We start from the raw sequence: 8,662 nt of genomic DNA on the forward strand, positions 1-8,662 counted from the left end.
TGCCGACTAGACCGTGGCGTTCCCAGTTGTGAATCCATGTTCTGATGCTCTCGCCGCTGATTCGCAACACGGCGGCAACGGTGGCAATGTCCTGACCTTGGTTGACAGCAATCAACGCCTTGCCGCGCAAGCGGAAATATTCCTTGGGGTGTGCTTTGGCTAATTGTTCAAGAGTGCAGACTTCAGCTTCATTCAAGGTCAATGTGAGTTTACGCATCGTCGAACCGGCATCAGGGAGATACGCAAACAGAAGCAAAAATCATTCCAACTTAGTTGTGCGGCACTACTTACTTTGTATCGGATAGATGATAGTCAGGCGTACAAAAACAAGCAGTCGATATTTGACAAAGTAATGGATTTTGTTTTGCCGCATGCAGACAAGGGTTATTGTATTAAGTTTACTGGGAATGCCCAAGGCCGGCAGGATATCGGATTTGAGGTACGCACCAAAGTTTACAAATATATGCAATGGGATGTCCAGTCCAATTCCAATGGGTTTGGGGATGAAGGTGACTATTGTTTCATGTTAGGAGGGTTTTCCGAAATTCGCTCCCGAGTGTTTTTACTAGACAAGCCTAATATTGGGAAAGAGTTTACGATAAGGGACGCTTCTGATATGGAAAATAGTATTTTTGTAAAAGTGGTTGCTGGGATAGAGATCTTATCAGCACTCTTCATAATACTAGGGACTATTTGGATGTTTTATAAATATTTCGAAAAACTGGCCAAGATTGCCAATGGGGAATAAGTGCTTGACATTAGGCTTTTGCCACGACATGAAGAGATAAAACAAAGCCCCTTTCTGGGGCTTCGTTTTACTTGCAGTAGACGACGTAAGCATTCTGCAATTGTCTGATACGTGCCTGCCGAAATTCTTCGTTTTCCTTCGGATAGCTCGCTCTTTGCGTCTGCCCGATCTGCTGGCTCAAAAATTGGCAATACCCTTTATCCTTCGGAATGTTCGGATAGCCATATCTCTCATTTATTTATTTTATATAGAAGGGGTTTATTATGAATAAAATTATTTTAGGTTTTTCTGTTATGCTATCTTCAATGTTAGCAATGGGAAGCACATTATATAGCGAAAATAATGTACAGAAAATAGATACATCATATAAAAAATTCGTGCAAGAAATGTATGATGAAACAGATAATAGTGAAGTAAGTATGAAAATAGCAGAAATGGTAATTGAAAGAGATTCTCATAAATGGTTTGAAGTCCGTATGAAAAAATATCCGAACAATAAACCAGATTTTTGTGAGGCGGCTAAAAGAAATGACGTTTATGGGGTACTAGGTTGTAAGTAATTTCAATTATTTATCAAATGAGAGATATGGCTATATCTCTCATTTATTTATTTTATATAGAAGGGATTGTATGAGAAAAAATTATTTGTTCTTTTTTATTGGCTTTCCCATTATTGGCCTTTGCTAATGGAAATCCAACATTGAAAGAATTTGGAAATGACTTGACTAAACTTTCCAAGAGTGCAAAAAAAACAAAATATCCTGAGGTTAGAACCGATGCAGTGGAAACTGCAGAAGATGCTCTTAACGGTATGATTGATGATTTTGGCCATGATAAAAAATTAGTATGTGGCGTTGCAAAAAATCGGCTCTAAATATCACATTTACAAGATGTAAATAAACTATTACTGCCATTGATGTCGGTTATAGTTTTATAAAGTTATTTAAAATAACCCAGGTTGATAGTTTCTGGGATAATACTCAAATTTGCCATTTGAAGGACATGGTAAACATTTAGCTTTTCGGGGCTTTGTTTTGCTTGCAGTAAACTTGATAAGCATTCTGTAATTGTCTTATACGTGCTTGTCGAAATTCTTCATTTTCCTTTGGGTAGCTCGCTCTTTGCGTCTGCCCGATCTGTTGGCTCAAAAATTGGCAATACTCTTTATCCTTCGGAATGTTAGGATAAGAAAACGCCTTTGCTGACAACAGTACTGTAAAGATAATTAGTTTTTCATTTTATTTTCCCTTTATTTTTATTAAAAACTTATTTAACAACAAGCCAACATCATCAATCTTTTCAAGAATTAGTCTATTGACGTTGTTGTTCTTGAAAGTCTTTTGCTTTGACTTGCTGTCCGTGCCTACGCGGATATAGAAGCCTGACAACTCATCGTCTGCGACGGTGTAGGGGGCTCCTTGGGGTTCAAGTTGGTCTATGGCAAAGCAAACAACGGCCAATCTAGAGATAACTCAAACGTGCCGCCGGCCACCATGCCATCTATGCTTTAGCGGGCATGAGCCTTCGTCGGAAAGGATTTGCGATGTGTGGCCGCTACGCTATTTACACCCCATTTCGAGGTCTTTGGCAGCAGCTCGAGCTGGATTTTGCTTCGCCTCCCCGTTACAACATCGCTCCCACCCAGAACATCCCGATCATCCGGCGGGCCGCACGCGGTGGCGTTGAAGTGGCCGAGGCGCACTGGGGGCTGATCCCCTTTTGGGCCAAGGATCGCAAGATCGGGTACAGCACCATCAACGCCAGGGCCGAGACGGTGGCGGAGAAGCCGGCGTTTCGCGCCGCTTTCAAGCATCGGCGTTGCATCATCCCGGCCAGTGGCCTGTACGAGTGGCAGGATCTGGGCGGCAAACAGAAGCAGCCATGGTTCATTACCGACGCCGAGGGTGACGGGCTGGGCTTTGCCGGGCTGTGGGAGCGCTGGACCGACCCTGCTACGGCAGAAGCCATCGACAGCTGCACCATCATCGTCGGCCCTGCCAACGACCTGGTGCGCCCCATCCACGACCGCCTCGCCTGCATCCTGCCGCCCGAGCATTATCGTGACTGGTTGGACCCCGAGGCGCCCGGCCCTTTCCTGCAGTCCCTGCTCACGCCCTGCCCAAGCGAGCGCTTGCGTATGTGGCCGGTATCGGCCCGCGTCGGCAATCCGCGCCATGACGGCCCGGATTTGGTCGAGCCCGTGCTAGGCGCATAACTCTCCTTCTCTTTATTGTTTTCGTGTACACCCAAGCTGTTCTACTGAACGTTCAGTATGCCGACGCTTTAATGCAAAACGGGTAACAATAGAAACAGTCAATCGGTTTTTGTTCGCTGATGGGGTGAGCTGAACGCCTCGCCGATTTCTGTCTGGGCAGCCCAGAAATAAAGTATTGTGGTGCCATGTTTTTATTGAGTGCCATCATGGCGAGTGAATCGTTCATGACAAATCATTTTGTGCACGCCGCGTGGGCGACCATACTGCACTGTAATGGCGTGCCAATTGGAGTTGGATTGGCCTCTGGCGCAAGCAGCGTTGAAAACTCCACATAGAAAGGAGGTGCCCGTGACGCTATCTTTGCGGTCCAGCTTTGAGTCCAGGCTGTTCGCGGCACTCTCCACCGCCGTATTGGTCGTTATCGCGCTGTCTCTGATCATTTGGAAGGTTGCCGATGATGCGACCCGCTCGGTTCAATGGGTCACCCACACCGATGAGTTGCTCAAGCAGCTTGCCCTCACTCGGGGTTATTCGCTGCAGATCGAATTAACCACGCAGTCGTTCCGTCTCTATGGCGATGCCGGGAATCTCGCCGAACGTGACGACGCCATCGCAGCCCGAGAAAACGCGCTCGGGCAAATCCGGGAGTTGACCACCGACAACCCGCGGCAGAGGCAGCGCTGGGCTGCCTTGCGGAAAGTGCTCAATCAACGGTTGGCCATTGCGAGGCAGGTTGAGCTCCTGCTCAAGACGCAAGGCAAGGCAGCCGCCGACGCCTTCGTCGCCAAGGCGCCGTTACGGCAAACCAGGGCCCTCACCTACCGTCTGCTAGACGACATGGACCGGGAAGAGCGGCAGCTGCTGAGGCAGCGGGAGTCTGCTTATGCGCATGCACGCCAAATGTTGGTGGTGGCCAGCTTGCTGGTTGGGGCGTTGCTCGTTTTGCCGTCAACCTGTCGGCTCGCAGTCTGCATGATGAGAGTCTGCTGAACAAGATTCGTTTGTGGCAGGCTGCCCGTGGGATTGGATCCGGCTGGTTGGAGGTGGAAATCACCGAGAGTTCCGTCATGGAGGATCCCGAATTGGCGCTCGGTATTCTGCATAGCCTGCATGCCGGGGGTATTCCGCTCTATATCGACGATTTTGGCACCGGGTATTCTTCATTGAACTATCTGCAGAAGTTGCCGGTGGACTATATCAAGATCGACCAGTCATTCGTGGCGAACATGTCCCGCAGTAAAGACTCGGCGATGATCGTGCGCTCTACCATCGATCTCGTGCGTGACTTGGGCCGCAAAACCGTGGCCGAAGGTGTTGAAACCTGGGAGCACTGGGAGCAGCTGTCCCGACTGGGATGCGACTACGCTCAGGGCTACTTCATCGCCAAGCCGATGCCGGCTGAAGCCTTCCAGGAGTGGGTTGAGAATTTCATCCCGCCCGTGCCATCGACTGAGTTCGCTCATTGAACGACTCGCCATAAAGGAAGTATTCAAGGCTTTCCGCCTCTCACCCCCAACTCGGCAGGCGCCGTGCCCTCTCCGCAGCCGGCGACGCCGTCTGATAGCGGTTCTCCCTGTGTTCTCCCTGGTGGCTGTGCCCTGTTTGCCGCTGCCATGCCATAAACGTCACGTTGTCGATTTTTGATTCATCCGGTTTGCCAGGATGGACTGCCCTATGGGTCGTGTGGTTACGCCCAGCGAGCTTACTTGAGGCCGATGCCGGCCGGGTTGTTTGATATCGCGTGGACAATTGAGGAACGGTGTTTGCGGTGGATGTTATTAAATAAATGGCATATTTGTTAACAAATATTTGCAATTTGCCTGAGGTGAGACTGCCCACTCCCCATTTATCATTGCGGCACCCACAAACAGGAGCCCACTGATGACATCGCACAAAACCCTGCCCCATCCTCGCGAAGTTCGTCAAAAGCGAGGGCTGAACCAGGTGCAATTCTGGAGCCTGATTGGCGTGACTCAATCCGGAGGGTCGCGCTACGAGTCAGGCCGAAACATGCCGCGCCCGGTGCGCGAACTGTTCCGCCTGGTGCATATCGAGCAAGTTGACCTTGCCGTCATCAACCGTGAGGACATGGAGGTCATTGCTCTTCTCAAGACGCAATTTCCCGATTTGTACGAAAGTTTGAAGAAGGCGGTGTCGGCGACATCACGTTAAGAGCAGTGATTCACCGTGCGGATTTTCAGTCTCCCTACCGTCTGGCCAAATGGCTGACATCGGAAGCCCGGGTTTGACGAAGCGCCCCTTGCCATGCGGACGGGGCGAGGCATTATCTGCTGCGCAGGAATCCCGTGGAATCGGGCTTTGGGCCCGTGGCTGGCGCCAGATTTCAGGTCAATAAAAAAGGCGGGAGAGTAAAACTTCCCGCCTGTTTCTTATGCTTGGTATAGCCTTGCTTGGCTCGCTTCTTTCGGTCTGTAAAGCTGGCACAGCGCTGTAGACGTTGTGCGAATTTCGCTACCGGGTTGGTGCGTGGTGATTTGGCCATCGAGTTCCTTCCAGTTGAGTCGAGGATGCGCTCTCGACAGACGAATGAGTAGACTGCGCCACCGGTGTTCCGTTCCCCAAGAGGGTCAATTTTTCGAACGGCGACGAGGCCGGCCCGGCATTCGGGGCGCCTGCCTCGGGCGTGAGGCCTTGGCCGCTGGAATTTCATTCCTGGATCGTCTTCCCGATGGCCTCTACATTGGCCGACGGGGAGCGTCCGTCTCTGGAGTTCGCCACCCGCAAGAACGGCAGCGCGTCTCAATGTCCATTGTTGCAAGGCGCGCGTTGAATAGGAATGTTCAGATACGTACTTCGCCAAACGCCAAAGTATCGGGCCGGGCCTTTGATGCCGAGAGGCCCGTCTGGCCTGGATTTGCGCCAGAACCCGGCGTGAGTGGGCGGCCCGTGTCGTTTGTCGCCCATCCGGGACCTGGCCGTTTTGCTGTTGGCAGTCTCGGAGCCCCTCCTCTAGATTGGGCATCAAGCTATCGGGATGTGACAGGAGAGGCCGCCACGTGGCGGCGCCGAAGGGGAACCGCCCCAGAAACTCTCAGGCAAAAGGACTGCCGCATCGACTAGCTACTCTGGAGAGTAGGCCCGCGAGGACTCGCCGAAGGAAAAGCGTTCCCGTCCGGGTCCGTAATCTCTCAGGCAAATGGACAGAGGGGGCATCAGGCTCACGCAGCCTGGAATGCCCCGCCAAGGTCCGGATGCCGATCCCCTGATCGTCCCCTGCGTTCGCCGTTGCACTTCCAGCTTGCGTTTGCCCGTTTCACTTAACGCAACCCTGTCTGGAGAGAGCAATGAGCGACATCAAATACACCGAATCCCACGAATGGCTGCGTCTGGAGGCGGACGGTAGCGCCACCGTTGGCGTCACCGACTACGCTCAGAACTTGCTGGGCGACCTGGTTTACGTGGCGCTGCCCCGAGAGGGCGACAGCTTTGTCCTGGGCGACGAAGCGGCCACCATTACACTGCCTCCACCCCGTACCAGCCGGAGATTTCGCAGGGCCGCCTGGAGGCGCTGCTCAACTTCCAGACCATAGAACACAAGCCGAAGATGATCGTGGCCGGCTTCTCCGCCTACTCCCTGGTGCTCGACTTTGCCCGCTTTTGTGAAATCGCCGACTCGGTGGGCGCCTACCTGTTTGCCGACATGGCGCACGTGGCCGGCCTGATCACCGCCGGGCTGTACCCGAACCCGGTGCCGTTCGCCGATGTCTTCACCACCACCACCCACAAGACCCTGCGCGGCCCGCACGGCGGCCTGATCCTGTGCAAGAGCAACCCGGAGCTGGAGAAGAAGTTCAGCTCGTTGGTGCTCCCCGGCATCCAGGGCGGCCCGCTTATGCACGTAATTGCGGCAAAAGCTGTCGCTTTTAGAGAGGCGCTGCTGCCGGAATTCGCGGACTATCAGCGATGGGTCATCGCCAACGCCCGCGCCATGGTCACGGTATTCCAGGAGCGCGGCTACGAGGTGGTGTCCGGTGGCACCGACGATCACCTGTTTCTGTTGTCGCTGATCGACAAGGGCATCACCGGCAAGGACGCCGACGCGGCGCTGGGGCGGGCGCACATCACGGTGAACAAGAACGCCGTGCCGAACGACCCGCAAAGCCCGTTCGTTCCCAGCGGCATCCGCATCGGCTCGCCGGAGATCACCACGCGCGGCTTCACAGAGTACGAATCGGCGCGCACCGCGACGCTGATCTGCGACGTGCTGGACCACCTCGGCAACGAAGAGGTCGTCGCCTCGGTGCGCGCCAAGGTGGCGGAGTTGTGCGCCGCCTTCCCGGTGTACGGCCGGTAACGGAACGGAGGGTCCGGAGACCCTGCTTCGGCCAGCGTTGGCGCCGCGCGCCGCTGGCTGATCACGCCATCCGGCGAGGCTGGGCGTACCCGGGCCCCAATGAAGAAATCCGCATACGGCGACCTGGTCGCCGCGTGTTCGAGAGTGAAGGAGCTCAGCATGAGCCACGATGAAACGCTTTCCGGGGGCCGCCGCCTTGCCGGATAGGGCCGCTGCATACCGTCACGATCACCCCGTATTTCGATAAGGAGCGTTGCATGTCCATACCCTTCAGTATTGAGCTCTACCCGCCTACTTCGCCGCAGAGTGCAGGGCAACTGGAGCGGGCGCTGCCTCGTCTGGCGGCGCTCGGGCCCGAGTGCTTCTCGATCACCTACGGGGCCGGCGGCTGCACGCGCGAACGGACGCTCGACCTGGTCGGGCAGCTGCACCAGGCCGGCCACACCGTGGCGCCGCACCTGTCGGGTGTGGGGGCGGAGCGTGCCGAAGTGGCGGCGCTGTGTGCGCATTACCGGCACCTCGGCGTGCGCCGCCTGTTCGTTCTGCGCGGCGACACCCCGTCCGGCATGGGCAGCCGCGGCGACTTCGCCTACGCCAGCGACCTGGTGCGCTTCATCCGCGAGCGCAGCGGGGACGACTTCCGTATCGAGGTGGCGGCCTATCCCGAGGTCCATCCGCAAGCCAAGAGCCCGGCCGCCGATCTGGCCGCACTCAGGGCCAAGCAGGAGGCCGGCGCCGACGCGGCGGTCACCCAGTATTTCTTCAATACCGATGCCTTCCTGTATCTGCGCGACAGCTGCCACGCCGCCGGCATCACCCTGCCCCTGGTGCCCGGCGTGCTGCCGCTGACCCGTTTTCGCAGCACGGCGCAACGGGCCGAGGCGCGAGGCATCGAGATGCCGCGCTGGATCTACCGTAAGATGGAAAGCCTGGCCGACGATACCGCGGCCGTGCGCGCCTTCGGGCTCGATGTCACCGCCCGGCAATGCGAGCGGCTGATCGCCGAAGGCGTGCCCGCCCTGCACTTCTTCAGCCTCAACCAGATTGACGCCATCGAGACCTTGCATGCCCGGCTGGGTCTGGCCAGGTCGGCCGGAGTGACCGCCTCGCCGCCGAATTGAATTCCTTAGCTGCCGGCGCGTGCGCAATACCTTGCTGTCCGGCCTTTTCAATTGACTGCCTTGTTTGGACCCGTGTGAACCATGAAGCCCATTCGTAGCCTCCTGATCGCCAACCGCAGCGAGATCGCCATCCGCGTCATGCGCGCGGCCGCCGAGATGAACATCCGCACCGTCGCCATCTACGCCGAGGAAGACAAGCTCGCCCTGCACCGCTTCAAGGCCGACGAGGCCTACCAGGTCGGCGCCGGCCAGAAGCCCATCGC

Annotated in this window: 12 protein-coding genes, 1 pseudogene and 1 riboswitch; of the genes and pseudogenes, 11 read left to right on the forward strand and 2 right to left on the reverse strand. The window is 55.4% G+C overall.

Annotation, left to right across the window (positions count from 1 at the left end):
- Window positions 1-256, reverse strand: a 256-nt coding sequence (locus B9N72_RS20375) for a helix-turn-helix domain-containing protein (RefSeq protein WP_143477895.1), incomplete at its 3' end; no start/stop codon positions are given.
- 96 nt (window positions 257-352) lie between these two features.
- On the opposite strand from B9N72_RS20375, the gene B9N72_RS20380 reads away from it, so the two are divergent.
- From B9N72_RS20380 to B9N72_RS20400, 7 genes are all read left to right on the forward strand, one after another.
- Window positions 353-748 (forward strand): hypothetical protein, encoded by a 396-nt coding sequence (locus B9N72_RS20380; protein ID WP_085277988.1) that lies wholly within the window; start codon window positions 353-355, stop codon window positions 746-748.
- A 263-nt stretch (window positions 749-1,011) separates the two neighbouring features.
- Window positions 1,012-1,308 (forward strand): hypothetical protein, encoded by a 297-nt coding sequence (locus tag B9N72_RS21025; RefSeq protein WP_143477896.1) that lies wholly within the window; start codon window positions 1,012-1,014, stop codon window positions 1,306-1,308.
- A 161-nt stretch (window positions 1,309-1,469) separates the two neighbouring features.
- Window positions 1,470-1,622 carry a hypothetical protein gene (locus B9N72_RS21175; protein ID WP_159453063.1) on the forward strand — a complete coding sequence of 51 codons (153 nt, stop codon included), beginning with the start codon at window positions 1,470-1,472 and terminating at the stop codon, window positions 1,620-1,622.
- A 669-nt stretch (window positions 1,623-2,291) separates the two neighbouring features.
- Window positions 2,292-2,963: an SOS response-associated peptidase gene (locus tag B9N72_RS20390; protein WP_085277990.1), complete on the forward strand. Its 672-nt coding sequence runs from the start codon at window positions 2,292-2,294 to the stop codon at window positions 2,961-2,963.
- 348 nt (window positions 2,964-3,311) lie between these two features.
- Entirely contained in the window at window positions 3,312-3,953 is a 642-nt protein-coding gene (locus B9N72_RS21535) for a CHASE3 domain-containing protein (RefSeq protein ID WP_234986085.1), read from the forward strand.
- Window positions 3,954-3,958: 5 nt separating this feature from the next.
- Window positions 3,959-4,429 carry an EAL domain-containing protein gene (locus tag B9N72_RS21540; RefSeq protein ID WP_234986086.1) on the forward strand — a complete coding sequence of 157 codons (471 nt, stop codon included), beginning with the start codon at window positions 3,959-3,961 and terminating at the stop codon, window positions 4,427-4,429.
- A gap of 415 nt (window positions 4,430-4,844) precedes the next feature.
- Window positions 4,845-5,135 (forward strand): helix-turn-helix domain-containing protein, encoded by a 291-nt coding sequence (locus B9N72_RS20400; protein WP_085277991.1) that lies wholly within the window; start codon window positions 4,845-4,847, stop codon window positions 5,133-5,135.
- Between the two features lie 172 nt (window positions 5,136-5,307).
- Here the strand turns inward: B9N72_RS20400 and B9N72_RS21865 are convergent, their stop codons facing one another.
- On the reverse strand, window positions 5,308-5,946 hold the full coding sequence (locus B9N72_RS21865; protein ID WP_456107098.1) for a DUF7230 family protein: 639 nt from the start codon (window positions 5,944-5,946) through the stop codon (window positions 5,308-5,310).
- 8 nt (window positions 5,947-5,954) lie between these two features.
- Window positions 5,955-6,041, forward strand: a riboswitch (glycine riboswitch).
- A gap of 227 nt (window positions 6,042-6,268) precedes the next feature.
- On the opposite strand from B9N72_RS21865, the pseudogene B9N72_RS21835 reads away from it, so the two are divergent.
- The 4 genes and pseudogenes from B9N72_RS21835 to B9N72_RS20420 form a co-directional block, all read left to right on the forward strand.
- Window positions 6,269-6,379, forward strand: a pseudogene (locus B9N72_RS21835) (glycine cleavage system protein H); the annotation flags it as partial.
- Window positions 6,380-6,483: 104 nt separating this feature from the next.
- Window positions 6,484-7,278: a serine hydroxymethyltransferase gene (locus B9N72_RS20410; RefSeq protein ID WP_407681312.1), complete on the forward strand. Its 795-nt coding sequence runs from the start codon at window positions 6,484-6,486 to the stop codon at window positions 7,276-7,278.
- Between the two features lie 257 nt (window positions 7,279-7,535).
- Window positions 7,536-8,399, forward strand: coding sequence for a methylenetetrahydrofolate reductase (locus B9N72_RS20415; RefSeq protein ID WP_085277992.1), 864 nt, complete (start codon window positions 7,536-7,538; stop codon window positions 8,397-8,399).
- 81 nt (window positions 8,400-8,480) lie between these two features.
- Window positions 8,481-8,662, forward strand: a 182-nt coding sequence (locus B9N72_RS20420) for a biotin carboxylase N-terminal domain-containing protein (RefSeq protein WP_143477897.1), incomplete at its 3' end; no start/stop codon positions are given.

Origin of the sequence: Pseudogulbenkiania subflava DSM 22618, from assembly GCF_900177275.1 — a bacterium.
Lineage (GTDB): Bacteria > Pseudomonadota > Gammaproteobacteria > Burkholderiales > Chromobacteriaceae > Pseudogulbenkiania > Pseudogulbenkiania subflava.